Origin of the sequence: Nocardia sp. NBC_00511 (assembly GCF_045161165.1) — a bacterium.
Lineage (GTDB): Bacteria > Actinomycetota > Actinomycetes > Mycobacteriales > Mycobacteriaceae > Nocardia.
This window is the reverse complement of record NZ_CP107849.1, coordinates 222,566-246,566: the sequence shown is the minus strand read 5'-3', so window position 1 is coordinate 246,566 and position 24,001 is coordinate 222,566. Positions and strand designations below refer to the sequence as shown.

The 24,001-nt window shown below is 68.6% G+C and carries 22 protein-coding genes; 9 read left to right on the top strand and 13 right to left on the bottom strand.

The window, feature by feature from the left end:
• Positions 1–21: 21 nt before the first annotated feature.
• The 3 genes from OG300_RS01170 to OG300_RS01160 form a co-directional block, all read right to left on the bottom strand.
• Entirely contained in the window at positions 22–261 is a 240-nt protein-coding gene (locus tag OG300_RS01170) for a redoxin NrdH (RefSeq protein WP_405491197.1), read from the bottom strand.
• Positions 262–698: 437 nt separating this feature from the next.
• Entirely contained in the window at positions 699–1,565 is an 867-nt protein-coding gene (locus OG300_RS01165) for a G1 family glutamic endopeptidase (RefSeq protein WP_405491195.1), read from the bottom strand.
• 155 nt (positions 1,566–1,720) lie between these two features.
• Complete coding sequence (locus OG300_RS01160; protein ID WP_405491193.1) at positions 1,721–2,287, bottom strand: NAD(P)H-dependent oxidoreductase; 567 nt, start codon at positions 2,285–2,287, stop codon at positions 1,721–1,723.
• 237 nt (positions 2,288–2,524) lie between these two features.
• On the opposite strand from OG300_RS01160, the gene OG300_RS01155 reads away from it, so the two are divergent.
• Together OG300_RS01155 and nadE are read left to right on the top strand one after the other, a co-directional pair.
• On the top strand, positions 2,525–3,103 hold the full coding sequence (locus OG300_RS01155) for a TetR/AcrR family transcriptional regulator (RefSeq protein ID WP_405498870.1): 579 nt from the start codon (positions 2,525–2,527) through the stop codon (positions 3,101–3,103).
• Between the two features lie 9 nt (positions 3,104–3,112).
• On the top strand, positions 3,113–3,949 hold the full coding sequence (gene nadE, locus OG300_RS01150; protein ID WP_405491191.1) for an ammonia-dependent NAD(+) synthetase: 837 nt from the start codon (positions 3,113–3,115) through the stop codon (positions 3,947–3,949).
• Between the two features lie 4 nt (positions 3,950–3,953).
• On the opposite strand, the gene OG300_RS01145 is transcribed toward nadE, so the two are convergent.
• The 3 genes from OG300_RS01145 to moaA all read right to left on the bottom strand — a co-directional run bounded on the left by OG300_RS01145 (position 3,954) and on the right by moaA (position 5,766).
• The gene (locus OG300_RS01145) at positions 3,954–4,355 is read right to left on the bottom strand and encodes a DUF1003 domain-containing protein (RefSeq protein ID WP_405491189.1); all 402 of its coding nucleotides are present in this window, start codon (positions 4,353–4,355) and stop codon (positions 3,954–3,956) included.
• Between the two features lie 117 nt (positions 4,356–4,472).
• Complete coding sequence (locus OG300_RS01140) at positions 4,473–4,715, bottom strand: MoaD/ThiS family protein (protein WP_405491187.1); 243 nt, start codon at positions 4,713–4,715, stop codon at positions 4,473–4,475.
• Positions 4,708–5,766, bottom strand: coding sequence for a GTP 3',8-cyclase MoaA (moaA, locus tag OG300_RS01135; protein ID WP_405491185.1), 1,059 nt, complete (start codon positions 5,764–5,766; stop codon positions 4,708–4,710). Before moaA ends, OG300_RS01140 begins: the two co-directional genes overlap by 8 nt.
• A 107-nt stretch (positions 5,767–5,873) precedes the next feature.
• Between moaA and glp the strand changes: the two genes are divergently transcribed.
• Genes glp through OG300_RS01120 form a run of 3 tightly spaced genes read left to right on the top strand, consistent with a single transcriptional unit; the run spans position 5,874 to position 8,583 of the window.
• Complete coding sequence (gene glp, locus OG300_RS01130; RefSeq protein WP_405491183.1) at positions 5,874–7,079, top strand: gephyrin-like molybdotransferase Glp; 1,206 nt, start codon at positions 5,874–5,876, stop codon at positions 7,077–7,079.
• Between the two features lie 60 nt (positions 7,080–7,139).
• The gene (gene moaCB / locus OG300_RS01125; RefSeq protein WP_405491181.1) at positions 7,140–8,171 is read left to right on the top strand and encodes a bifunctional molybdenum cofactor biosynthesis protein MoaC/MoaB; all 1,032 of its coding nucleotides are present in this window, start codon (positions 7,140–7,142) and stop codon (positions 8,169–8,171) included.
• Entirely contained in the window at positions 8,164–8,583 is a 420-nt protein-coding gene (locus OG300_RS01120; RefSeq protein WP_405491179.1) for a molybdenum cofactor biosynthesis protein MoaE, read from the top strand. Before moaCB ends, OG300_RS01120 begins: the two co-directional genes overlap by 8 nt.
• 64 nt (positions 8,584–8,647) lie before the next feature.
• Here the strand turns inward: OG300_RS01120 and OG300_RS01115 are convergent, their stop codons facing one another.
• Positions 8,648–10,000 carry a uracil-xanthine permease family protein gene (locus tag OG300_RS01115; RefSeq protein ID WP_405491177.1) on the bottom strand — a complete coding sequence of 451 codons (1,353 nt, stop codon included), beginning with the start codon at positions 9,998–10,000 and terminating at the stop codon, positions 8,648–8,650.
• Between the two features lie 183 nt (positions 10,001–10,183).
• On the opposite strand from OG300_RS01115, the gene pucL reads away from it, so the two are divergent.
• Positions 10,184–11,104: a factor-independent urate hydroxylase gene (gene pucL, locus OG300_RS01110; RefSeq protein ID WP_405491175.1), complete on the top strand. Its 921-nt coding sequence runs from the start codon at positions 10,184–10,186 to the stop codon at positions 11,102–11,104.
• Here pucL and OG300_RS01105 read toward each other — a convergent pair.
• Positions 11,086–12,756, bottom strand: a complete 1,671-nt coding sequence (locus tag OG300_RS01105; protein ID WP_405491173.1) for a helix-turn-helix domain-containing protein — start codon at positions 12,754–12,756, stop codon at positions 11,086–11,088. The two genes, pucL and OG300_RS01105, sit on opposite strands and share 19 nt — an antisense overlap.
• 133 nt (positions 12,757–12,889) lie before the next feature.
• Between OG300_RS01105 and OG300_RS01100 the strand changes: the two genes are divergently transcribed.
• The 3 genes from OG300_RS01100 (at position 12,890) to OG300_RS01090 (ending at position 18,450) form a co-directional block, all read left to right on the top strand.
• A complete protein-coding gene (locus OG300_RS01100) occupies positions 12,890–13,981 on the top strand; it encodes a CobW family GTP-binding protein (RefSeq protein ID WP_405491171.1) in 1,092 nt (363 codons plus the stop codon).
• Positions 13,982–14,634: 653 nt separating this feature from the next.
• On the top strand, positions 14,635–15,219 hold the full coding sequence (locus OG300_RS01095) for a putative glycolipid-binding domain-containing protein (RefSeq protein ID WP_405491169.1): 585 nt from the start codon (positions 14,635–14,637) through the stop codon (positions 15,217–15,219).
• Positions 15,220–15,273: 54 nt separating this feature from the next.
• Positions 15,274–18,450 carry a carboxyl transferase domain-containing protein gene (locus OG300_RS01090; protein WP_405491167.1) on the top strand — a complete coding sequence of 1,059 codons (3,177 nt, stop codon included), beginning with the start codon at positions 15,274–15,276 and terminating at the stop codon, positions 18,448–18,450.
• A gap of 23 nt (positions 18,451–18,473) precedes the next feature.
• On the opposite strand, the gene OG300_RS01085 is transcribed toward OG300_RS01090, so the two are convergent.
• The 5 genes from OG300_RS01085 to OG300_RS01065 form a co-directional block, all read right to left on the bottom strand.
• Positions 18,474–20,039, bottom strand: coding sequence for a flavin-containing monooxygenase (locus OG300_RS01085; RefSeq protein WP_405491165.1), 1,566 nt, complete (start codon positions 20,037–20,039; stop codon positions 18,474–18,476).
• 122 nt (positions 20,040–20,161) lie between these two features.
• Positions 20,162–21,157 carry a sulfate/molybdate ABC transporter ATP-binding protein gene (locus OG300_RS01080; RefSeq protein WP_405491163.1) on the bottom strand — a complete coding sequence of 332 codons (996 nt, stop codon included), beginning with the start codon at positions 21,155–21,157 and terminating at the stop codon, positions 20,162–20,164.
• Positions 21,154–21,963: a sulfate ABC transporter permease subunit CysW gene (gene cysW / locus OG300_RS01075; RefSeq protein WP_405491161.1), complete on the bottom strand. Its 810-nt coding sequence runs from the start codon at positions 21,961–21,963 to the stop codon at positions 21,154–21,156. The genes OG300_RS01080 and cysW overlap by 4 nt, the downstream gene beginning before the upstream one ends.
• On the bottom strand, positions 21,960–22,811 hold the full coding sequence (gene cysT / locus OG300_RS01070; protein ID WP_405498869.1) for a sulfate ABC transporter permease subunit CysT: 852 nt from the start codon (positions 22,809–22,811) through the stop codon (positions 21,960–21,962). The genes cysW and cysT overlap by 4 nt, the downstream gene beginning before the upstream one ends.
• Before the next feature lie 86 nt (positions 22,812–22,897).
• Positions 22,898–23,929, bottom strand: a complete 1,032-nt coding sequence (locus OG300_RS01065) for a sulfate ABC transporter substrate-binding protein (protein WP_405491159.1) — start codon at positions 23,927–23,929, stop codon at positions 22,898–22,900.
• Positions 23,930–24,001 lie beyond the last annotated feature (72 nt).

The following is a 24,001-nucleotide window of genomic DNA, read 5'->3' as shown; positions in this document are numbered from 1 at the left end:
ACCTCCTCGGCTTTGGAGCGGCTATGCGACCGCGACTGCGTCGGCGAGCGCCTTGATCCGGTCCGGGCGGAAACCCGACCAGTGGTTGTCACCGGCGACGACGACGGGAGCCTGCAGGTAGCCCAGGGCCATCACGTAGTCGCGGGCCTCGGGGCTCTCGGAGATGTCGATGACGTCGTAGTCGACACCGGCCTTGTCGAGGGCGCGGTAGGTGGCGTTGCACTGAACACAAGCGGGCTTGGTGTAAACGGTGATGGTCATTGGTATCCCCTTCTCCTGGCCTTCGATCCGTATGCAGTGCACGGGTGAAAGACGATCCACGTACTTGATGCGCAAACCCCTGGAAGCGGGACCGAAGTCCCTGGTCACCCGGCTGCGTTCGAGGTCGCTGCCTAGTGGCGTTCCAGCTCCCAAGACACTACACCTAGTGGCCGACAGATTCATACAACACGACATGTTGCGACTCACACGGATGAAATTCTGGTGGCGTAAGTACCAGGACACTCGATTCGCAACTCGACACGACTGAGGCGCACGTCACAATTTGGACCTTCAGTTCATTTCCAGCAAACTCACTGTTCCCCCTGATCAACACCCATCACACGAGTCACAGCAGACTCGCGCCACCAGCCGCTTCCCGCGCCCGGGCGCACCCGCCCCCAATTCCCGGGGCACCCCGTCGCCTCGGCGTGTCGCGGCTAGCCGATGGTGAACGACGATCCCTGCACCGGACCGGGAACCAGCAGGCGATCGGTCGCGGCGATGCCATAGGTCTGCGCGTCGTAGTCCGACAGCGGGCGGCCGTCGATCGAGATGTCGGTGAAGGTGATCGGATCGAACCCGGGCAGCGCGGCGTCCAGGTGACCCTCGACCACGATCTCGGCGGTGTCGGCCGGAGCGTTCGACGGCGCGACAGTGGTGCGCGACCAGCCCAGCGTGCGGTTGTCCAGGGTCATGACGTAGCGGCCGCCGTCCCAGCGGACCGTCGAATGCATGGTGTCACCGGGCCGCACCTGCACATCCTGGTAGGCGTACGGCGGATCCGGGTAGCCTTCCCACCACGCGTCCAGCGTCTTGTCCGGGACGCAGGACTCGTGCAGCAGACCGAGCGCGCACAGCCCGTCCGCGGCCGCGCCCAGCACATCGGAGACCTTCGCTCCGACATTCATCACCGTGCCCGCCAGGTGCGCGTCGACGTAGGACAGGCCCGCCGCGACAGATTCGACCTGTAGTCCCGGCATCGCCGCGTAAACGGCCGCGTCACTGGCACACAGGGATTCGACGCCGGTCTGCATCAGCGGCAGGGCGACGTGCCCGTCGAGCGCGGTGGCGCCGTTGAGGCCCACCCACGGCACCACGCGCTGCAGGACGCCGGGATTGCGGCAGTCGATCTGCGGCTGCACCCAGGTGGCGCTCACCTCGTGGACGGGACCGCGCACCACGTACCCGGCCCAGTTGCCCAGGAACAAACGGACATTCGATTCGGCGACGGCTTCGGCGGCGTTCGACGCCATCGCGACCGCGGAGATCGCGAGCGTGACCGCCAGGGAGCAACGGCTCCACACGGACTTCCTCGCAAGAGATTTGCCCGACGATAGCTGCATGGCTAGACGTTAGCCCGGAACGGTCCGGAAAAGCGTCAGGCCACGGCTCAAAAGCCGTGGCCTCGCACTGGATTCAGCGAATTATCGCCGCAACCGCCGGGCGGTTCCCGAGTCCGTCAGACGTTTGCCCGGGCCCGGGCAGCCTCGGCCAGCAGGTGCACGCTGGCGGCCAGCTGGGTCAGCGCCTCGGCATCGTCGGCCGGGTGGGTCTCGACGAAACGCGAACCGATGGTGCCGAAGTGCAGCGAGGCCTCCTCGACCACGCTCGCACCCGCCACGCCCAGCGCCTTCACCGCGTCGGCATGCGACCACTTGGCGGCGTTCTGGCTGATGGACGCCGAGATCACGGCCACCGGACGGCCCTTGAGCGCGCCCGCGCCGTAGGGGCGCGAAGCCCAGTCGATGGCGTTCTTCAGCACGGCCGGCAGGGTGCCGTTGTATTCGGGGGTGAGCAGCAGCAGCGCGTCGGACTCGCCGACCGCGTCACGCAGCGCCTGCGCGGCGGCGGGCACCTTGCCCTCGGCGTCGATGTCCTCGTTGTAGAAAGGAATATCACCCAGTCCGTCGTAGATGGACAGCTCTACCCCGTCGGCGGCGGTCTGCACGGCGGCCTCGGCGAGGCGGCGGTTGATCGACGCGGCACGGAGGCTGCCGACCAGAACGAGAATGCGGGTCTGCGACATGATGATCTCCAAGGGTTGCTGTCCAGCGGCGGAACTTTCGATACACTGTAACCGGACCGCAGTCCGCTTACATTCCCGGGCAGGAGCACATCAGCCGTGACGCCAGACACAACACCGGACGATCTCCGTCCGGACGCGGCCGCAGCGCTACCCAAGGATCTCGCACTGCCCGATGTCTCGCTGACCATCGAACCCATCGGCGACCAGCGGCCGCCACCACACTCGGTGCCGCTGCTCATGCCCGGCAGCAGCCACGAACGCAGCGACGCCGCCCGCAACCGGCAACTGCTGCTCGACGCCACCGAGGAACTGGTGCGCGAATGCGGCGCGGACGCCGTCACCATGGACGCGGTCGCCAAGAAGGCGGGCGTCGGCAAGGGCACGGTGTTCCGGCGCTTCGGCAATCGCGCCGGACTGATGCTGGCACTGCTGGATCAATCCGATCAGAAACTGCAGTGGGCCTACATGTTCGGGCCGCCGCCCCTGGGTCCCGGCGCGCCCGGCCTCGACCGGCTCATCGCCTTCGGCCGCGCCCGGCTCGAACTGGTCGAGGTGGAGGGCGACGTGCGCAAGAACGCCGACCTCGGCGGCCAGTACTCGGGGCCGCCCTACAACATCGCGAAAACCCATGTGTCGCTGCTGCTCCGGCAGGCGGGCGCGCCCGGCGACATCGGGCTGCTGGCCGACACCCTGCTCGCCAGCCTCGACGCGGGACTGGTGCTGCATCAGATCCGGGCCCGCGGCTACACCCCGGAGCAGATCGGTGATCACTGGGAGCGGCTCGTCCGGCAGGTCACCGCCACACCCGCACAGTAGAGTGTCGGCATGGGGAACCTGCGCGAACAGATCATCGCCGAATTGGGCGTCGTGGCGGCCATCGAGCCGAAAACCGAAGTGCGACGGCGCATCGACTTCCTCAAGGATTACCTGCGCTCCACGCCCGCGACCGGCTTCGTGCTGGGCATCAGCGGCGGCCAGGACTCCACCCTCACCGGGCGACTGTGCCAGCTGGCGGCCGAGGAACTGCGCGCCGAGGGCCGGGACGCCTCCTTCGTCGCCGTGCGCCTGCCCTACGGCGTACAGGCCGACGAGCAGGACGCGCAGATCGCGCTGACCTTCATCCAGCCCGACCGCCAGGTCACGGTGAACGTCAAGCCCAGCGCCGACGCCGCCGGTGCGGAAGCCGCCACCGGCATCGCCGAACTCACCGGCGAATCCCGCCTGCGCGACTTCGTGCGCGGCAATATCAAGGCCCGCGAGCGCATGGTGCTGCAGTACGCGGTCGCCGGTCAGCTCAACCTGCTGGTCGTCGGCACCGACCACGCCGCCGAGGCCGTCACCGGCTTCTTCACCAAATACGGTGACGGCGGCGTCGACATCACCCCGCTGACCGGACTCACCAAGCGTCAGGGCGCGGCCCTGCTGCAGGAACTCGGCGCACCGCCGAGCGTGTGGCAGAAGGTGCCGACCGCCGACCTCGAGGACGACCGGCCGGCGCTGCCGGACGAAGAAGCCTTGGGGCTGAAGTACTCCCAGATCGACGACTACCTCGAGGGCAAGCCGGTCGGCCCCGAGGTCTCCGATCGCGTCGAGCAGATCTTCCTCAACACCCGCCACAAGCGAGCCGTCCCGGTGACCCCGCTCGACACCTGGTGGAAGTAGCGCGCTACTTCTGCTGATCCGGGTCGTCGATCAAGCGACGGTGCAGTTCCTCCGTCATGGCGTGGATGGCCCGGGTCAGTTCGGTGTTGGTCTTGAGTTCGAGTTCCTGTTCGCGGAAGTCGTGATCCGCTTTGAGCTGCTGGAATTCGGCCTGGCGGTTCTGGCCGATCATGACGAAGGTCGACAGGAAGATGGCTTCCAGTGACACCACCAGGGTGAGGGTCGGCCAGGGGCTCTGCTCGACCCAGATCATCCACACCGCGAAACCCACCGCGTGGATGTAGACGAACAGCATCGAGCCGGCGAACTTGGTGATCCAATCCGCGACCCGCAATTGCATGCTCGCGGAACGCTTTTCCTGCAGGTGGGTGACGGCGGGGTGCTGGACCTTCGGGGCCTGCGTCATACGGGATCGGTCTCCTGGCGGCTGCGGGCGCTGACGCGGCGAATGCTAGCGGCCGACAGGGAGATTCGCGTGCTCTCGCCGCGCACACGCCGAACGGGTGCGCGCGGCGCGCTCGGGCTAGCCGCCCGCGAACGGCGGCAGGACGTCCACCCGTGACGACAGCCGGGCGGTCGCGTCGCGGGTGAGTTCGTCGCCGATCAGGTAGGCGCAGACCTTCAGCATCGGATCCAGTTTGGGACCGTAGGTGGTGGTGAGGGTGGTGCGCAGGTCGGCGACGGTGGCCTCGGCGGGCAGATCCAGGATCTCCCGGTCCTTGCCCACGGCGTCCGCGATCGCGGCGAAATAGCGAACCTCAACCACCAATTGCTCCCATCGATCGTTCGGGCGGGGTGAAACCGGCGGCGTCGATGCCGTGCCCGGCGGACTTGTTCCACATGGCGCCGCGCCACAGCGCCGCGATGTCGTCGTCGGATGCGCCCGAGCGCAGCGCGGCGCGAATGTCGTACTCCTGATCGCTGAACAGGCACGAGCGCAGGCGGCCGTCCGCGGTGAGGCGGGTGCGGTCGCAATCACTACAGAACTTGCGGGTGACCGAGGCGATGATGCCGACCGTGGCGGGCCCGCCGTCGACGTGCCAGCGTTCGGCCGGGTCCGAGGGATCCTCGCGCCCGGCCTCGGTGAGGGTGAAGCGTGCGCCGAGCACTTCGAGCAGGTCGGCGGCGGTGATCATGTTCGCGCGCGCCCACTCGTGATCGGCGTCGAGCGGCATCTCCTCGATGAACCGCAGCTCCGCGTTCGCCTCCAGGCAGTACTTCAGCAGATCGGCTGCGCCGGAGAGGTTTTCGCGCATGAGCACGGCATTGACCTTGATCGGGGTGAGCCCGGCCTGCCCGGCGGCGCTGATTCCGGCGAGCACCGAGTCGAGGCGGTCGCGGCGGGTCAGCCGGTAGAAGCCGTCGCGGTCCACGGTGTCGAGGGACACATTGATCCGGCCCAGCCCGGCCGCGGCGAGTTTGCGGGCACGATGCTCGAGACCGATGCCATTGGTGGTCATGGCCAGCGGCGTATCCGGCAGCTCGGCCCGGCAGCCGCCGATGATGTCCTCGAGATCACGCCGCATGAGCGGTTCGCCGCCGGTGAAGCGGACCTCGCGAATCCCCATCTCCCGGACCGCGAGCACCACCAGCCGGACGATCTCGGCACTGCTGAGCAGCTCGTGCACCGGTATGGGCGGCAACCCCTCCTCCGGCATGCAGTAGGTGCAGCGCAGGGAGCATTTCTCGGTGATGGACACCCGCAGATCTCGTGCGATCCGGCCATACCGGTCCAGCAGGAACGGCGTGTCCGGGCGGCCGTCCATCGAGGGCTGCCCGGAGCGCACTGCGGGCATGCCCATCGCGATCACGGTCATTGCACCATTATGTCCGCAGGTGCAAACCTTCGTAGATTCCTACAAGCGTGCCGGGTCATGACACCGGTCGCCATAGTGTGAGATCACTCGCGTATAGGCTCAGGACCATGAGTTCCCGGCACGCGCTAGCCCCGGCCCGACCCGTCGAAGACCATCGCCGCCGCATCGAGGATGCGCTGCGGCCGCTGGCCGACCGTGGCACCGAGTCGGTGCCGATGGCGCGGGCGCTGGGCCGCCGATTGGCCGTGGACGTGCACTCGCCCCTGGATCTGCCGGTGTTCCGGAACTCGGCGATGGACGGGTACGCGGTGCGCGCGGAATCGGTCGCCATCGTCCCGGCGACCCTGCCGCTGGCCGGGGTGGTCGCGGCGGGCAACACCGACGAACTGACCCTGCCCGAGGGCGCGGCGCTCAAGGTGATGACCGGCGCGCCGGTGCCGCCGGGCGCGGACTGCGTGGTGCCGGTGGAACACACCCGCTCCGATGGCGTCACTGTGACGATCGAAAAGAGCCGGGCCGCCGGGGATTTCGTGCGCGACGCGGGCACCGATGTACGTGCCGGAGAGTTACTGGCCGCCGCCGGGACCCTGCTGCGGCCCCGGCACATCGCGGCGCTGGCCGCGGTCGGACTGGCCGAACTGACCGTGCTGCGGCCGGTGCGCGCGGCCGTCCTCACCACCGGCGACGAACTGCGGCCCGCGGGCTCGGCGCTGCTGCCGGGCCAGATCTTCAACTCCAATGGCATCGCGCTGGCCGCCGCGCTCACCGACAATGCCGTCGACGTGGTGTCGGTGGCGCACTCCAGCGACGATCACGACGAGTTCCGGGCACGGCTGGCCGAGGCCGTCGCACAGGCCGACGTGGTGTTCACCTCCGGCGGCGTCTCGATGGGCGATTTCGAGGTCGTCAAGGAGGTGCTGTCCACGCTGGGCGGCGAATTCGGTTCGGTGGCAATGCAACCCGGCGGACCGCAGGGACTCAGCGTGGTCGACGGCGTGCCGGTGCTGAGCTTCCCCGGCAACCCGGTCAGCACCATGGTGTCGTTCGAGGTGTTCGCCCGCCCGCTGCTGCGCGAGCTGGCGGGATTGCAGGCACTGCCGGTCACCCGGCTGCCGCTGCGCGACGCGGTCCGCTCCCCCGCCGGGAAGCGACAGTTCCTGCGCGGCAAGGTGATCGACGACAGTGTCGGCCTGGTGGCCGGTCAGGGTTCGCATCTGATCGCGTCCATGGCCGCCGCCGACGTGCTCATCGATATCCCCGCCGACATCACCGAGCTGGCCGCGGGCGCACTGGTGGAGGTGCGTCCGCTGTGAGCCGGACCGTGAGAATCCCTGTGACCGTTGCGTTCCCGCGCCTGTGCCAAGGTGGTGCCCATGAGTGAGTTGTCGCATGTCGACCGCGAGGGTCGCGCCCGCATGGTCGACGTGAGCGCGAAGGCCGAGACCACCCGCGTCGCCGTCGCCGCCGGTGAACTGCACACCACCGCCGAGGTGATCCGCCTGGTGCGGGCCGACGACATGCCGAAGGCGGACGTGCTGAGCACCGCGCGGATCGCGGGCATCAACGGCGCGAAGAAGACCTCCGAGCTGATTCCGCTGTGCCATCAGCTGGCGCTGTCGTCGGTGAACGTGTCGTTCGGATTCACCGACACCGCCATCACCATCGAGGCGACCGCCAAGACCAAGGGGCAGACCGGCGTCGAGATGGAGGCGTTGACCGCCGTCGCCATCGCCGGGCTCACCCTGCACGACATGGTCAAGGCCGTGGACCCGGCCGCCACCATGAACGGGGTGCGGCTGGTCACCAAAGAGGGTGGCAAGCACGGACATTGGGTGCGCCCCGAGGCCGAGCGGGCCGCGGCTCCGCACGCCGGGCACCGGCACGAACACGGCAGCCACGAGAGCGCCGCGACCGCTACCGCAGCACACGCGGGACGTAGCGCGACCGTCGTCGTGGCGTCCACCGGCACCGCGGCCGGAACCCGCGTCGACACCACCGGCCCGGCCCTCGCCGAATGGCTGGCCGCACAGGGCTTCTCGGTGCGCGGACCGCTGGTCTTCGCCGACGCCGACATCGCGTCCGGACTGGCGGAGGCCCTGTCCACCGAGCCGAACCTGGTGATCACCACCGGCGGCACCGGAGCCTCCCCCACCGACGCCACCCCGGAAGCCACCCTCGCACTGCTGGATCGCGAACTCCCCGGTGTCGCCGACGCCGTCCGCCAGCGCGGCACCGCCAAGTTCCCCCTCGCCGCCCTCAGCCGCGGCGTCGCCGGACTGGCCGGACGCACCGTGATCGTCAATCTGCCCGGTTCGCCGGGCGGGGTGAAGGACGGCATCGCCGTGCTGACACCGCTTCTCGACCATTTGCTGGCCCAGGTGGCCGGAGGAGGCAACCATGACTGACCTGCTCGCCCGCATCAGCGATCAGCCCCTCGATCCGGCCGAGGTGGAGAAGGCCGTGAGCGGCCCGGAGCACGGCGCGGTCGTGGTCTTCACCGGCAAGGTGCGCGATCACGATGGCGGGCAATCGGTTTCGGCGCTGGAGTACTCCGCGCACCCGGAGGCCACCAAGTTCCTGGCGAAGATCTGCGCCGAGGTGACCGAACAGTCCGGGCTGCCGGTGGCCGCGGTGCACCGCGTCGGCGCGCTCGGCATCGGCGACCTCGCCATCGTGGTGGCGGTGGCGTCGGCGCATCGGGCCGAGGCGTTCACCACCTGCGCGGAACTGGTGGACCGCATCAAGCACGAGGTGCCGATCTGGAAGCGTCAGCTGTTCACCGACGGCCTGTCGGAATGGGTGAACGCCTGCGGGTAGACACAGGCCGAAGCCGTGGATTCGGACGGAATCCACGGCTCCGGTTCCCCGATGAGGAGGGGTCCTAGGTGACGGAAACAATCTCCCGTTCTTCGGTTTCTATTGTGCCACGGGCGATTTCACCGATACGAGTGTGATTGAACACAAGATTCAGGGTGAAAGCCGTTGCCGCGGCGAGACTGATGCCGCTGTTGAGCAGAATCTGGGCCGAGGACGGGAAGTGCGTGAACATGCCGGGCGTCAGCACCGGCACCAGCCCGACACCGACCGAGACCGCCACGATGGTGAGATTCACCCGATCCGAAAGTTCCGCTCGCCGTAGCGTTTCCACGCCGATCACGGTGATGGTCGCGAACAGCACCAGGCCCACGCCGCCGATCACCGGCTGCGGCACGGCGGCGACCAGTGCGCCGAAGCGCGGCACCAGCCCCAGCACCACCAGCAGCGCACCGCTGACTGCAGTCACGTAGCGGCTGAAGACCCGGGTGCTGGCGACCGCACCGACATTCTGGTTGAACACGGTGTCCACGAACGAGTTCAGCACGCCCGCCAGCACCGCCGAGAGTCCGTCGCCGACCAGTCCGCGCGCCAGATCGCCTCGGGTCAAAGGCTTTCCGGTGATCTCACTGATGGCCAGCAGGCTCGCGGTGGATTCGGCGAACACCACCGCCATCACAATGGTCATCGACACCACCGCCGCCACCGGGAACTGCGGTGCGCCGAAATGGAACGGATGCGGTGCGCCCAGCCAGGCGGCGTTCGAGACGGCGTCGAGTTTGATCAGGCCCATCGGGATGGCGATCACGATGCCGGCGATCAGGGCGATCAGCACCCCGAGCTGCGACCAGACGCCGCGACCCAGCACCGTGCAGAGCACGGCGATCGCCAGCACGGCGGCGGCGAGCCCGATATGCGACGGCATCGCGAAAGTGGCTGCCTTCGAATCGTTCCCGACGATCAACCCGCCCGCGACACCGATCAACGAGATGCCGACGACGGTCAGGACCGTGCCGGTGACCAGCGGCGGGAAGAACCGCACCAGCGACGCGAACGGCCAGGCCAGCGCGATGCCGATGACACCGCCGAGCAGCATCGACCCGTACACCGCCTGCAATCCGTACTGCTTGGCGATCAGCATCATCGGGCCCATGGCCACGAAGGTCGCGCCGGTGACGATCGGCAGTCGCGCACCGGCGAAACGCCCCAGCCCCAGGCTCTGCACCAGCGTGATGATGCCCGCGACCAATAGGTCGGCGCTGATCAGCAGGGCGATGGTGGCGGTGTCCAAACCCGCGGCGGCCCCGAACACCAGGGGGACGGTGACGCAGCCGGTGTACATGATCAGCACGTGCTGGATGCCGAACATCAGCAGGCGCGGCCAGGGCGGCCGGGCGTCGACGGGATGGGGCGAGGTCATGGCCGTGTCTTCCTTCCGGGTCGGATGTTCGTCAGGTTAGGCAGCGGCGCCCACCAGCAGTGTTGTCCGATTCGCCCAAACCTCGGGGTAGCCCGGTCCGGCGTTTTGTCGCCGGAACCAGCGTGTCCCGCAGCGGGAGTGCGTCAGAGTGGGGACAGTGTCCACAGACCCTTGGAGGCGACGGTGAGCGAGACCGCAGGCCAGATCGTGCTCGGCCCGCACCAGTACGGGAAGGCCGAGAACCGGGTGGTGCGCATCTACCGCGACACCGCCCGGCACGAGATCCGCGACCTCAATGTGTCGTCGTGTCTGCGTGGGGCGTTCGACGACGCGCACATCACCGGCGACCAGGGCGCGGTGCTGCCGACGGATTCGCAGAAGCAGACCATCTTCACCTACGCCAAGACCCACGGTGACGGCAGCGTCGAGGAGTACGGGCTGGCGCTGGCTCGGCACTTCGCCGGTGATATCGCCACCGTGGACGCCGCCCGCATCGAGATCGAAGAGTATGCGTGGCAGCGGGTTCCGGTCGCCGGGCGCGAGCACGACCACACCTGGACCCGGATCGGGCCAGAGGTGCGCACCGCCGCCGTCACCGTCGAGGGCAGCGGCGAAGCCCGTCGCGAGTGGGTGATCGGCGGGGTGAAGGACCTGGTGATCCTGAAGTCCACCGGATCGGAGTTCGCGGGGTTCCTCACCGACGAATTCACCGTGCTGGCACCGGATTACGACCGCATCCTCGCCACCAGCCTGGCGGTGCGATGGCGCTTCGCCACCCCGCCCGCCGACTGGGACGACGCCTACCACGGTATTCGCGCCGCTCTGGTGGAGACCTTCGCGACGCTGCACTCGAAGGCTTTGCAGCAGAGCCTGTTCGAGATGGGCAAGGCGGCCCTGGCGGCCTATCCGTGCCTGGCCGAGATCCGGCTGTCGGCGCCCAACAAGCACCACTTCGCCTACGACACAACCCGTTTCGGCGTCGAGAACAACGGCGAGGTCTTCTACGCCGCCGACCGGCCGTACGGGCTGATCCAGGCCAGCGTGCTGCGCGCGGACGCACCGGACGCGGGCACCGCCTGGGATCCCTACACCGGCGCGGTCTGACCGGACAGGGTCCGCACCGCCAGGTACAGGTCCAGCCGGTCGTCGATGCGCCCCAGATCGCGACCGGTCAACTCCTCGATCCGGCCGATGCGGTAGCGAACGGTATTGAGGTGCAGGTGCATTCGATCGGCGGCCTGCCGCCACGAACCTTCGCATCCGAGAAACACCCCCAGCGTCTCGAGCAGTCCGGCCCCGTGCCGTTCGTCGTACTCCACGACCGGCCCGAGCACCCGTTCGGCGAAACGGCGTTGCAGCCCACCGGGTACCGCGGTGAGCAGGCCCACCGCCGTATCGATATCGGCGACCCGCACGCTGACCGCGGCGGCATCGTCGCGGGCGGCGGTGGAGGCCGCCGCGGCCGCCCCGATCGCACCATCGAGAGGTTCCGCTCGCTGCCGGGCACTCACTCCTACAGCCAGCCGAACCCCGGTGAGCGCGAGCATGATCAACCCGAGCCGCCGCCGCAGCACCGCCGCGACCTCACCTTGCGTACCGACGGTGACCCCGACCAGCCTGCCCTCCCGGTCGATGGCGGTGGTGAGCTCCGGCACCGCGTCGTGCAACGCGGCCCGCACCACCTCCAGCGCACTCCCGGCGGGCTCGCGCACCGCGATCGCCGGGTCGTTCGCCCCGATCGCCGGTCCGTCCGGCACCGCGGCCGGGCTGTTCACCGCGGCGGTACTCGGTACCGCACGCTGTCCCGGCCCACGGTGACGCACAGGTGCCCCGGCTCGTCCGATCGCGCCGGCCACACCGCCCGCCGCGGGATCGCGGCGAGAATCGGGCGGGTCCGCGACGGCATGCAGTTCGCAGACGATCGCGACCTCGGCGCGGTCCGGCCGATCCGGGAACGGGACCGGGAAGCGGTCGGCGAGTTCCCAATCCAGGTGGCGGCGATCGGCGCGACGCTGGCGATACAGTTCGGCGACGGCGGCCAGGTCCGCGCCGAAGGGGTCCAGCGCCGGATCCGACGGGCGAATCACCAGGTACCAGGCGGTGATTCGATCGCCCGCCCCGACCTGTAGAACGCGGGTGGCCCCGGCGGTCACGGCGGGCAGGCGCGGTGCGGTCAGCGCGGTGGCGACGATCCGGTCGATCTCGTCCTCGGACAGTTCCCCGGAACCCGCGACGATGGTGCCGGTGGCCGTCAGCAGCCACGCCGAAACCCGCTGCTCCGCTGCGAAATCCGCAAGCAGCTCGGCGATATCGCCGCCCGCCGCGACCGCGGTCAGCAACCGGCGCTGCCGTTCGGCCCGCGATTGCACCCGCCGCCAGCGCTTTTCGGCCGCCTGCTCGGCCAGGTATTCGATGATCCGGCTGAACGGCATGCTCTGCGGCGCGGACAGCAGCGGCAGCCCGTGCCGGGCACAGGCCGCCACCACATCCTCGGGCACGTGCCCGTGCAGCGCCTGCCCGGCCACCACCCCGGCGACCCCGGCCCCGGCCAGCAGGCCCACGTAGCGTTCGGAATCGGCCGGGTCGTGCCGCCACACCAGGCCGGTGCAGACCAGCGCGCCCGCCGTCACGAACGGGCGCGGGTCGGGCATGTCGGTGGCGCAGACCCGAGCGACCGGGCGGTCCAGTTCGCCGGAGTCGCCGTGCAGCAGGCGCATTCGCAGCTGTGGCGCGTCCAGGATGTCCCGTACTCGCACGGCGCACCTCCCGTGATCGATTCGACTTGTTCGTCACGGTAGGAGTCCGCTATTTCCGGATGGTTTCGTCCATGCTGCCGCCACCTCACGACACCTCGCCGAACGCGCCGCGGGAGTCAGTAGGGTGTTGCGGATGAACCGGCGCATCCCTGTCCTGATCGTGGCCGGATTCCTGGGTGCCGGGAAAACGACACTGCTCAACCGGCTGCTGCGGACCCGGGAACTGCGGATCGGGGTGGTGGTCAACGACTTCGGCGCGGTCAATATCGACGCCATGCTGGTGGCCGGGCAGGTCGACGCGATGGTGTCACTGGGCAACGGATGCGTATGCTGCGCGGTCGACGTGGAGGAACTCGACGAACTGTTCGACCGGCTGGCGCATCCCAAACAGAAGATCGACGTGATCGTGGTGGAGGCGAGCGGACTCGCCGAACCCCGCAACCTGATTCGCATGGTGGTCAACAGCGACAACCCGCGCATCCGCTACGGCGGACTGGTGGAGGTGGTCGACGCCGAGCACTTCCAGGAGAGCCGCGAACGGCATCCGGAACTGACGAGCCATGTGCGACTGGCGGATCTGGTGGTGTTGAACAAGGCCGACCGCGTCGAAGCCGGGGCTCTCGACGCGCTGCGGGCCGAACTGAGCGAGCTGACCGGACAGGTGCCGGTGTATCCGACCAGCCACGGCCGCATCGACCCGGGCCTGCTGTTCGACGTACCCACCCGCGACCCGGACCGGCCGCGCATCGGCGAACAGTTGAGTTTCGACGAACTGCTGCACGACCACACCGAACACGAGCACGGCGAGGACTGCGACGGGCACTGCGATCACCGGCATCTGCACGACGGCTACGACAGCGTCTCGTTCACCAGTGACGTCGATCTGAATCCGCGCGAACTCATCGCGCTGCTGGAGGATCCGCCGTCAGGACTGTTCCGCGCCAAGGGCGTGCTGGCCTTCGCCGTTCCCGGCGATCCGCGAAAGTTCGTGCTGCACATGGTCGGCCGCCACATCACCCTCGAACCCACCCGCTGGGCCCGCCACGAACCCCGGATCAGCAACCTGGTCCTGATCGGTTCCGGCCTCGACGGCGACAGCGTCACCGCCCGGCTGCGCGCCACCGCCCACCACGCCACCGACCCCCTCGACGACCACGCCCTGCTCCCCGTCTGGCGCTACGTCACCGGCGACGACGAGGACCTCGTCGACAGCCTCGACCGGTAGCGACTCGGGTTCTCTACGCCCGCCCAGCTCGGTGAGCGCCTCGATCTCGGCGCGCATGTCCGCGACCTCCGCGGCCAGCGCGTCACGCAGATCCTCCCGCTCGTACAGCGCGGCCCGCATGCTCTCCACCGTGTCGTTCATGGAGTCGAGGCGCTGCTGCGCACCCTTCAACCGCCACTCGACCACCCCGCGCCGATCCACCGACGCGCTCGCGTCGCGCACCCACCCGATCACGAAGTCGATCCAGCCGGGCGGCTTGGGCATGTCCTTGGGGTTCTCCCACCCTTTGCGCTGCGCCGGTTTCGTCGACAGCACCAACTCCGCCTGCTTGCCCCGCCCCGGCGCGTTCAACTCCGCCAGCGTCAACTTCCCCGCACTGGTCACCACCGCCAGGAACCGATACCGCCCCGCCAGATGCATCCGCAGCTCCGCGGTCCCGCGCCCATCGGAATCCATCGACCCCACCCACGGCCCGTCCGCCGCGTCGATGATCGAGGCCAGCACCTCGAGCTGCCCCACCCCGCGCCGCAACCGCGCCGCACTCGTGCGCAGGGCGTCCGGCGTAGCGGTCATCTGGTCCCAATGCATGGCCCCGACCATATATCCGCCGAGGTTCGACGCCGGATGCGCATCGCCGTCGATACGCTGTCCGGATGTGGGGACCTTCCAGTAGTTTCGACGCGCTGCCGCAGGTGGCGGCGTGGCGGCATCGTGGGGCCCGCAGCGGGTTCGAAGTGGCGTTCTTCGAGGAGAATCCGTGGGGGATGCGGGCGCGCGGGACCACCACCGCCACCGAGGACGGGGTGTCGTGGGTGGTGGATTACATTGTGCAGGTTGACAGTTCGTGGCGGACCCGGTCGGCGCGGATCACCGGGCGCAGTGCCGCGGGGACACGGGTGATCGAGGTGGAGGCCGACGGTGCGGGCGGGTGGCGCATCGACGGGGCCGTCGCGCCGCACCTACAGGGGTGCCTGGATCTGGATCTCGAATCCTCGGCGATGACCAATACCTTTCCGATTCACCGGCTGCGGCCCGCGCCCGAGACACAGGTGTCCGCACCGGCCGCGTATGTACGGGCCGACGGGTTGAGCGTGCAACGGCTGGAACAGACCTACTATCGGACCGGGTCGCGGCGATTCCGGTATACCGCGCCTGATCTGGGGTTCACCTGCACCATGACCTACGACGCGCACGGGCTCGTCGAGGACTATCCGGGGATCGCCACCCGGGTGCAGTGACACGGCACGCAGCTTTTTCACCGGTCCGGGCCCGGGGTGCCATAGCCTGGCGGCGTGCGAGTTGTGGTGGCTAATCGGGGAGAGATCGCGGTCCGGGTGGTACGGACGGCGCGCGAGCTCGGGCATCGGACGGTGGTGCTGCATACCGCCGAGGACACGGGGAGCCTGGCGGTGCGGCTCGCCGACGAGGCGGTGGCGCTGCCGGGCAGCGGGGCGGGCGGGTATCTGGATATCGCGGCGGTGGTGGCAGCCGCGGGCGGGGTCGACACCGTGGTGCATCCGGGGTACGGATTCCTCAGTGAGAGTGCGGAATTCGCGCAGGCCTGCCAGGACGCGGGGCTGACGTTCGCGGGACCGTCGCCGGAGGTGCTGCGGATCTTCGGCGACAAGGTGTCGGCACGCGAGGCCGCCGAACGCGCCGGCGCGGCGATACTTCCCGCCACGCGCGCCGGAGCGGACGTCGCCGAGATCTCCGCGCTGCTCGCCGAACATCCTGGCGGGGTGATGGTGAAGGCCGCGGCGGGCGGCGGTGGACGAGGCATGCGGCCGGTCACCGATGCGGCGCAGGTCGCCGATACCGTGCGGCACTGCCGCGCCGAAGCCCTCGCCGGGTTCGGGGACGACAGCGTGTACGCCGAGGTGCTGGTCACCGGCGCCCGGCACATCGAGGTCCAGGTGGTCGCCGACGGGCTGGGCGCGGTCGCACTCGGCGATCGGGATTGCAGCGTGCAACGGCGGCGGCAGAAGCTCGTCGAGATCGCGCCCGCACCGGAACTGCCCGCGGCGGTACGGGATCGGGCGCATCGGGAGGCGGTGCTGATCGCCGAGACGGTGGGCACCCGGGGTGTCGTCACCGTCGAATTCCTGGTCGACGGCGGCAATGTCTGGTTCCTGGAGGTGAATCCGCGATTGCAGGTGGAGCACACCGTCACCGAGGCGGTGACCGGCGTGGATCTGGTTGCGGTGCAACTGGATCTCGCGCGCGGCCGCACGCTGACCGAACTCGATCTGCCCAAGAACGAGGCCCGCGGGTACGCCGTACAGGCCCGCGTCAATGCCGAACTGCTGGCCGCCGACGGCGCGGTGCTGCCCAGCACCGGCACCCTCACCCGATTCGAAGCACCGACCGGCACCGGGGTGCGTGTCGATACCGCCGCCCGGGTCGGCCTGCGCCAGGGCGTGCAGTTCGATTCGCTACTGGCCAAGGTGATCTCGCATGCCCCGTCGTACTGCGGTGCGCTGCAACGCTGTTCGGACGCACTCGCCGAGACCGTCATCACGGGCGTGGACACCAACCTGCACCTGCTGCGCGCCATTCTCGACGAACTGCGCGGCAACGGACCGGTATCCACCGACTGGTTCGAACAGCACCTCGACGAACTGCGCACGCGCGCCGACGAATTCGAGGACCCGACAGACGTCCCCGAGTCATCGGCCGTGACCGACCTCGCCCCGGAATCCCTCGCCGACGGCGAACAACCCCTGCGCTCCCCCATGGGCGCGACCGTCGTCTCCCTCACCGAACCCGGCACGGTGCTCGCGGCGGGTGCGGAAGTCGCCGTGCTGGAAGCCATGAAGATGCAGCACGTCCTCCGCGCCACCGAACCGATGCGGGTACTGCGGCACACCGTCGCACCCGGCGACGTGGTCGATCCGCATCAGCCGCTGCTCACCTTCACCGCCGCCGACCACGACGGCCCCACCGCCGAATCCGCAGCGGTGGACCTGGATTCGATCCGCGCCGACCTCGCCGAGGTACTCGCCCGCCACGACACCACCCTCGACGCCCGGCGCGAGACCGCCGTCGCCAAACGGCACCGCCTCGGGCGGCGCACCGCGCGCGAGAACATCACCGACCTCGTCGACCCGGACAGCTTCGTCGAATACGGCGCGCTCGCCGTCGCCGCCCAGCGCTCCCGGCGCGGGCTCGAGGACCTGATCGCCAACACCCCCGCCGACGGCCTGATCGCCGGTGTCGCCACCGTCAACGCCGACCGTTTCGGCCGCGACCACACCCGCGCCCTGATCATGTCCTACGACTACACCGTGCTGGCGGGCACCCAGGGCATGCGCAACCACGTCAAGACCGATCGCATGCTGGAACTCGCACGCCAGCAACGCCTTCCGGTGGTGTTCTTCACCGAGGGCGGTGGCGGACGCCCCGGCGACACCGATCACGGCGGCATCTCCGGACTCGACGTCACCACCTTCCGCGCCATGGGCGCACTGTCCGGCGTAGTGCCGCTGATCGGCATCGTGTCCGGCCGCTGCTTCGCGGGCAATGCCGCCCTGCTGGGCATGTGCGATGTCGTGATCGCGACCCCGGACGCGAACATCGGCATGGGCGGGCCCGCCATGATCGAGGGCGGCGGACTCGGCGTCTACACCCCGGAGGACATCGGCCCGATCGAGGTACAGCGCCGCAACGGCGTCGTGCACATCGTCGCCGCCGACGAAGCCGAAGCCGTCGCGATCGCCCGACGCTACCTCGGATATTTCCAAGGGGCCGAACCGGATTGGGAAGCGCCCGACGCCCGGTTGGCCCGGCACGCGGTACCGGAGAACCGGCTGCACGCCTACGACATCCGCGCCGCCATCTCCGCCATCGTCGACACCGGCTCCTTCCTGGAACTGCGCCGCGACTGGGGCGTCGGCATCGTGACCGCGCTGGTCCGTGTCGAAGGCCGCCCCTTCGGCCTGATCGCCAACGACTGCCACCACCTCGGCGGGGCCATCGACGCACCGGCCGCCGACAAGCTCAGTGCGTTCCTGCAACTCTGCGGCGCACACCACCTGCCCATCGTCTCCCTGTGCGACACACCGGGTTTCATGGTCGGACCGGATGCCGAGGCCCAGGCCACCGTCACCAAGTTCAGCCGCCTGTTCATCGACGCCGCCGCCCTGGACGTGCCGTTCGGCACCGTCATCCTGCGCAAGGGCTACGGGCTGGGCGCACAGGCCATGGCGGCGGGCTCCTTCCGCGCACCCCGCTTCGTGATCGCCTGGCCGACCGGCGAAATCGGCGGCATGGGCCTGGAAGGCGCGGTGCGCCTTGGCTTCGCGAAGGAACTCGCCGCCATCGAGGACCCCGAACACCGGCAAGCCGCCTTCGACCACCTGGTCAAGGCCGCCTACGACGCGGGCAAAGCCCTCACCGCCGCAACGGTTCTCGAACTCGACGACGTCATCGATCCCGCCGACACCCGCCGCTGGCTGCGGACCCTGTGCTGAAACGCTGAGCTACCCCCGGTAACTCAGCGCTCCCGCATCTTCCGGTAGGCGGCCCACGCCAGGGTCAGCACCGCCACCCCGCCCAGGGAACCGCCGGCGCTCAGATAGCGCAGGGGGTGGCGGCGCTTGCGGCCCGCCCGCTCCCGCACCCGCAGCCGCTCCTCGGTGAGATCGCAGTAGCGGCTGGGCAGGAAGGTGTCGAAGTACTCGGACAGGAAATTGTCGGTGCGCCGCACCGGCAATCCCATGTCCCCCATCAGCTCGTCGATGTGATGGGAGAGGTAGGGGCCGACGTAGTAGCCCTCCGGGCGGCCGGGCATCACCTCGGCCACCCATTTGCCGACGCGGGTGATCTCCGCCTGCATGGCATCGGGTGACGGCAGGTCCAACTCACCCCGGAACTGCTGGGCCAGCCAGTGCGCCGACACCTCGGCCGTGAGCTGGCAGGCGGTGGACGCCCCGTAGCCGATGAACCCCAGCCGCGGCAGGCTCGGCGGCAGGATGTGCCGGTAGAGCCGGAACCGGCCCTCCTCGAGCACGGCCGCGCGCAGCTCCGGACTCAAGAAGGTCAGCGACTGCCGCCAACCAGTCGCGAACACCACGACATCCGCGGCAATCCGGTCACCGCTGTGCAATTCGAGCTGTGCCTCCCCCGAACACGAGGCGATACTGCCGCGCCGCAATCGGATCGCGCCGCGGCGCGCGCTGCGATAGAAGTCCTCGCACAGCCCGGCGTGCTCGACGCCGTTGGGCAGCGGTTCATCGGGGACCATGACCTTCGGCATCCGCAGCGACAGCCGCATCCCGGCGCCCACCGTGCGCCAGAACCGGTCCCGGATCGGCGCACCGGACCCGTGCAGGAACCGTTCGACCCGATTGAGCCGGTGATAGCGGAAGAACGCCTCGTAGAACCGATTCTGCGTGTACTGATCCGACGGGACCCCGAAGATGTAGCGCGGCATCATCGGATACGGCTTGCGGAACACCAGCGTGCAGTCACGCGCGTGCTCACCCGCGTAGTCGGCGCAGTCCAGCGCGGATTTACCCGCGCCGACCACCACGACTCGCTTACCGGTGAACAACTCCGGATCGGTGGCCTGGCTGGAATGCAGCAGCTTGCCACCGAAACGCTCACTGCCCTTGATGAACGGAATGTTCGGTTCGGAGAAGGTGCCCGCGCACACCACCAGGAAGTCGACCCGCTCGGTCCCGACCCCCTCCGGACCACTGACCTGCAACTCGAACCCGTTGTCCGCCTCGGAAACCCGCAGGATCTCGGTCGACAGTCGCAGATACGGGGTCAAACCGAACCTGTCGATATAGGACGAAAGGTATTCCCGTACCTGCCCTGCCGTTGGAAACACGTCCGCCGACTCCGCGTACGGATGATCGGAGAAGGCGTACGTGTCCCGGGAGTTGTTGGTGCGCAGACCCGGATACGTGCGCGACTCGATCCAGACGCCGCCCGGGGCGGCCTCCTTCTCGAACACCACGACCCGAAACCCGTCGTCGCGCAACACCTTCGCGGTCACCAGCCCCGCGATTCCGGCCCCGATGACCCCGACCAGATTCCCGCGTTCAGCCGTCACGTCAGCTCTACCCCTCTGCGACCTGCGTGTTTTCGCACCGAACGGTACGGCAGGGGCAGTGGTCCGGGGTGAACATTCGATCAACTTCACAGGCCCCGGACCGGAGTGTCGCTACGGCGTTTCTAAACGGCGGGCAGCTCCGGGATCCGGGTGGCGCGCGCGTACACGGTCTCGCCCTCGGCCAGATGCAGCGCCTCGGCGTCACCTCGGGTCACCTGAGCGGTGAAAAGGTCACCGGTCGCGGCATTGCGGAGCTCGACGCGAACCTCGAAACCCAGATGCACGATGCGCTCCACCGTGGCCCGGGTGACACCCGCGGACTGCGCGGTGCCCTCGTGCTTGGCCAGCGCCATGCTCGGATCGCGGCCGACGCGAATATCGTGCGGGCGCACCAAATGTCCGTTCAGCTTGGCGACCGCGCCCAGGAACGACATCACGAACTCGTTGGCGGGCTTGTCGTACACGTCCGACGGGCTGCCGACCTGCTCGATGCGACCCTTGTTCATCACCGCGATCCGGTCGGCCACGTCGAGGGCCTCCTCCTGGTCATGGGTGACCAGAACGGTGGTGACGTGCACCTCCTCGTGCAGGCGGCGCAGCCAGGTGCGCAGGTCCGCACGGACCTTCGCGTCCAGCGCGCCGAACGGCTCGTCCAGCAGCAGCACCTGCGGATCCACCGCGAGCGCGCGAGCCAGCGCCATGCGCTGGCGCTGACCACCGGAAAGCTGTGCGGGATAACGGTGCTGGAAACCGTCCAGGCCGACGATCTCGAGCAGGTCGTCGACCTTCTTCTTGATCTCCGGCTTGGGCCGCTTGCGGATCTTCAACCCGAAGGCCACATTGTCGCGCACGGTCATGTGCTTGAACGCCGCGTAATGCTGGAACACGAAACCGATATCGCGCTTCTGCGGCGACACATTGGTGACATCGCGCTCGGCGATGGTGACGATGCCGCTGTCGAGGGTCTCCAGACCCGCGATCGAACGCAGCAGCGTGGACTTGCCCGAACCCGACGGCCCCAGCAGCGCGGTCAGCTCACCGGACGGAATGTCCAGGCTGACATCGTCGAGGGCCGCGAAGGTGCCGTAGCGCTTGTTCGCGTTGGTCACGGTGATCATTTGGCAGTGCCCCGTTTGCGTTCGAGGAGGGTCATCAACAGGAGTACAACGATGGCGATGCCCATCAGCAGGGTCGCCGCGCAGTAAGCGCCGAAGGTGTTGTGGTCGTTCACGTACCGCCCGTTCACGAGCAGCGTCAGCGTCTGCGACTTACCGGGCAGACCCGTGGACACCATGATCACCGCGCCGAACTCGCCCAGCGAGCGGGCCACCGTCAGCACCACGCCGTAGGTCAGGCCCCAGCGGATGGCGGGCAGCGTGATCCGCCAGAACGTCTGCCACCGGGACGCGCCCAGGGTGGCCGCGGCCTGCTCCTGATCGTCGCCGATCTCGTGCAGCACCGGCTCCACCTCGCGCACCACGAACGGCAGCGTCACGAAGATGGTGGCCAGCACCATGCCCGGCAGATTGAAGATCACCTTCAGGCCGTGATGCTCCAGCCCGCCGAACCAGCCGTTCACACCCCACAGCAGGATCAGCGAAACACCCACCACCACAGGCGAAATCGCGAACGGCAGATCCACCAGACCCTGAAGCAGGTTGCGGCCGGGGAACTTTCCGCGCACCAGCGCCAGCGCCGTCATGACACCGAAGACGACGTTCACCGGTACCACGATCGCCACGATCAGCATCGTCAGCTGGAACGCCGACTGCGCCGCGGGCGTGCTGATCGAATCGAAGAACTCGCCGATCCCCTGCCCGAAGGTGCGCCACAGGATGATGCCCAGCGGCAGCAGCAACAGGATGAACAGGTACGCCAGCGCGATGGTGCGCAGCGAAATCCGGGTTCCCGCAGAGAGTTTCATCGTGACTCCTGTTCCCGGCGCGCGGTGCGGTCGGCGAAGATCCGCAGCACCAGCAGGGTCAGGAACGAGATCACCAGCAGCGCCACCGACACCGCGGCCGCGTTCACCGGACGATCCACCTCGATCTGCTGCTGAATGTACTGCGAGGCCATCTGCGTCTTCTTCGGGATGCCGCCACCGATCAGCACCACCGAACCGTATTCACCGATGGCGCGGGCGAACGCGAGCCCCGCGCCGCTGATGATGGCCGGACCCAGCGTCGGCAACAGGATGGTGCGGAAGGTGGTCCAGTTGTCGGCGCCCAGTGACGCGGCCGCCTGCTCCACCTCCCGGTCCACCTCGATCAGCACCGGCTGCACCGAACGCACCACGAACGGCAGCGTCACGAACGCCAGCGCCACCACCAGACCCGGCTGGGTGGCATTGAGGTGGATGCCGATCGGCGACTCCGGTCCGTAGAGGGCCAGCAGCACGATCGAGGCCACGATGGTGGGCAGCGCGAACGGCAGATCGATCAGCGCGTTCACGAAACCCTTGCCCGGGAACTCGTCTCGCACCAGCACCCAGGCCACCAGGGTGCCCATCACCACGTTGATCAGCGTGACCACGATCGAGACCAGCACGGTCACCTTCAGCGAATCCAGCGCCGAGGGCGCGGTCACCGCGTCCCAGAAACCGGACCAGCCGTTCTCGAAGGATTTCACTGTCAACGCCGCCAAGGGCAGCAGCACGATGAGGCTGAGCCACAACACGGCGGTACCGATGCCGAGCGGACCCACCGAGCCGGTCACGCGCAGCCAGGACCGGGCCCGGCTCGCGCGCGGCGGCTGGCGCGGTTTGTCGTCTATCGAAACGCCGGGACCGTCTCCGGTCCCGGCGTCCGAGATGCTGTCACTCACAGGTCTGAGTATCGCTTGTGTCGCAGGTCACCCGACTACTTGGTGGCCTTGTCGTACAGCTGCGCGACCGCACCGGTGTTCGGGGTGAACAGGTCCTTGTCCACGGTCTTCCAGCCACCCAGGTCATTGATGGTGTACAGCTTGGCCGGGGTCGGGAAGTCCTTGCTGTAGTTCGCGGCGACCTTCGGGTCGACCGGACGGAAACCGGCGTCCGCGAACGCCTTCTGGCCGTCGGCGGTGTAGAGGAAGTCGCGGAAAGCGGTGGCCTGCTTCAGGTTCTTGGCGTTCTTGAGCACCGCGACCGGGTTGTCGATGCGGAAGGTGGTGTCCGGGACGAAGTGCTCGATCGGGTCGCCCTTGCGCTCCGAGAAGATGGCCTCGTTCTCGTAGCTGATCAGCACGTCACCGGTGCCCTGCAGGAAGGTGTCGGTGGCCTCACGGCCCGACTTGGGCTGCACGTGCACGTGGGTCAGCAGCTGGCCCAGGTAGTCGAGCCCGGCCTGCGGGTTCTTGCCACCCTCGCTCTTGGCGGCGTACGGCGCCAACAGGTTCCACTTGGCCGAACCCGAGGAGAACGGGTTGGGGGTGACGACCTCGATGCCCGGCTTGAGCAGGTCGTCCCAGGTCTTGATGCCCTTCGGGTTGCCCTTGCGGACCGCGATGGCCACCACGGAACCGAACGGGACACCCTTGTTGGCGTCGGAGTTCCAGCTCGGGTCGATCTGGCCGGAATCCACCAGGCGGGTGATGTCGGGCTCGACGGAGAAGCTCACGAAGTCGGCGTCCGCGCCGTCCTTCACCTTGCGGGACTGATCGCCCGACGGGCCGTAGGAGGCCTGGAACTGCACGCCCTTACCGGCGTCGGTCTTGTTGAAGACCGGGGTCACCTGGTCGTAGGCGGCCTTGGCGACGGAGTAGCCGTACAGGTTGACGGTGCCGCCACCGCTCGCGGCCGGGCCGCTGTCCTTGGTGTCGCTCGAGCCACCGCTGCAGGCGGTGAGCACGACAGCGGTCACCGCGGTGAGCGCGACGGCGAACGTAGATCGGCGGGAGAGGCGGAAAGACATCGGCGTGGACCTTTCAGAAGATCCGCCGGAGGGGACGTCATTCCGGCGGAAACAGCAACTGCCGTAGACCCG

What these genes read in the sequence shown, in the direction of transcription:
- OG300_RS01120 (WP_405491179.1), top strand. Translation starts at nt 8,164, where the DNA reads ATGACTGACCTGCTCGCCCGCATCAGCGATCAGCCCCTCGATCCGGCC.
- OG300_RS01145 (WP_405491189.1), bottom strand. Translation starts at nt 4,355, where the DNA reads ATGACGCAGGCCCCGAAGGTCCAGCACCCCGCCGTCACCCACCTGCAG.
- OG300_RS01115 (WP_405491177.1), bottom strand. Translation starts at nt 10,000, where the DNA reads ATGACCTCGCCCCATCCCGTCGACGCCCGGCCGCCCTGGCCGCGCCTG.
- glp (WP_405491183.1), top strand. Translation starts at nt 5,874, where the DNA reads ATGAGTTCCCGGCACGCGCTAGCCCCGGCCCGACCCGTCGAAGACCAT.
- nadE (WP_405491191.1), top strand. Translation starts at nt 3,113, where the DNA reads ATGGGGAACCTGCGCGAACAGATCATCGCCGAATTGGGCGTCGTGGCG.
- OG300_RS01065 (WP_405491159.1), bottom strand. Translation starts at nt 23,929, where the DNA reads ATGTCTTTCCGCCTCTCCCGCCGATCTACGTTCGCCGTCGCGCTCACC.
- OG300_RS01095 (WP_405491169.1), top strand. Translation starts at nt 14,635, where the DNA reads ATGTGGGGACCTTCCAGTAGTTTCGACGCGCTGCCGCAGGTGGCGGCG.
- OG300_RS01080 (WP_405491163.1), bottom strand. Translation starts at nt 21,157, where the DNA reads ATGATCACCGTGACCAACGCGAACAAGCGCTACGGCACCTTCGCGGCC.
- moaA (WP_405491185.1), bottom strand. Translation starts at nt 5,766, where the DNA reads ATGACCGTGATCGCGATGGGCATGCCCGCAGTGCGCTCCGGGCAGCCC.
- OG300_RS01160 (WP_405491193.1), bottom strand. Translation starts at nt 2,287, where the DNA reads ATGTCGCAGACCCGCATTCTCGTTCTGGTCGGCAGCCTCCGTGCCGCG.
- OG300_RS01100 (WP_405491171.1), top strand. Translation starts at nt 12,890, where the DNA reads ATGAACCGGCGCATCCCTGTCCTGATCGTGGCCGGATTCCTGGGTGCC.
- moaCB (WP_405491181.1), top strand. Translation starts at nt 7,140, where the DNA reads ATGAGTGAGTTGTCGCATGTCGACCGCGAGGGTCGCGCCCGCATGGTC.
- cysW (WP_405491161.1), bottom strand. Translation starts at nt 21,963, where the DNA reads ATGAAACTCTCTGCGGGAACCCGGATTTCGCTGCGCACCATCGCGCTG.
- OG300_RS01155 (WP_405498870.1), top strand. Translation starts at nt 2,525, where the DNA reads ATGCCCGGCAGCAGCCACGAACGCAGCGACGCCGCCCGCAACCGGCAA.
- OG300_RS01170 (WP_405491197.1), bottom strand. Translation starts at nt 261, where the DNA reads ATGACCATCACCGTTTACACCAAGCCCGCTTGTGTTCAGTGCAACGCC.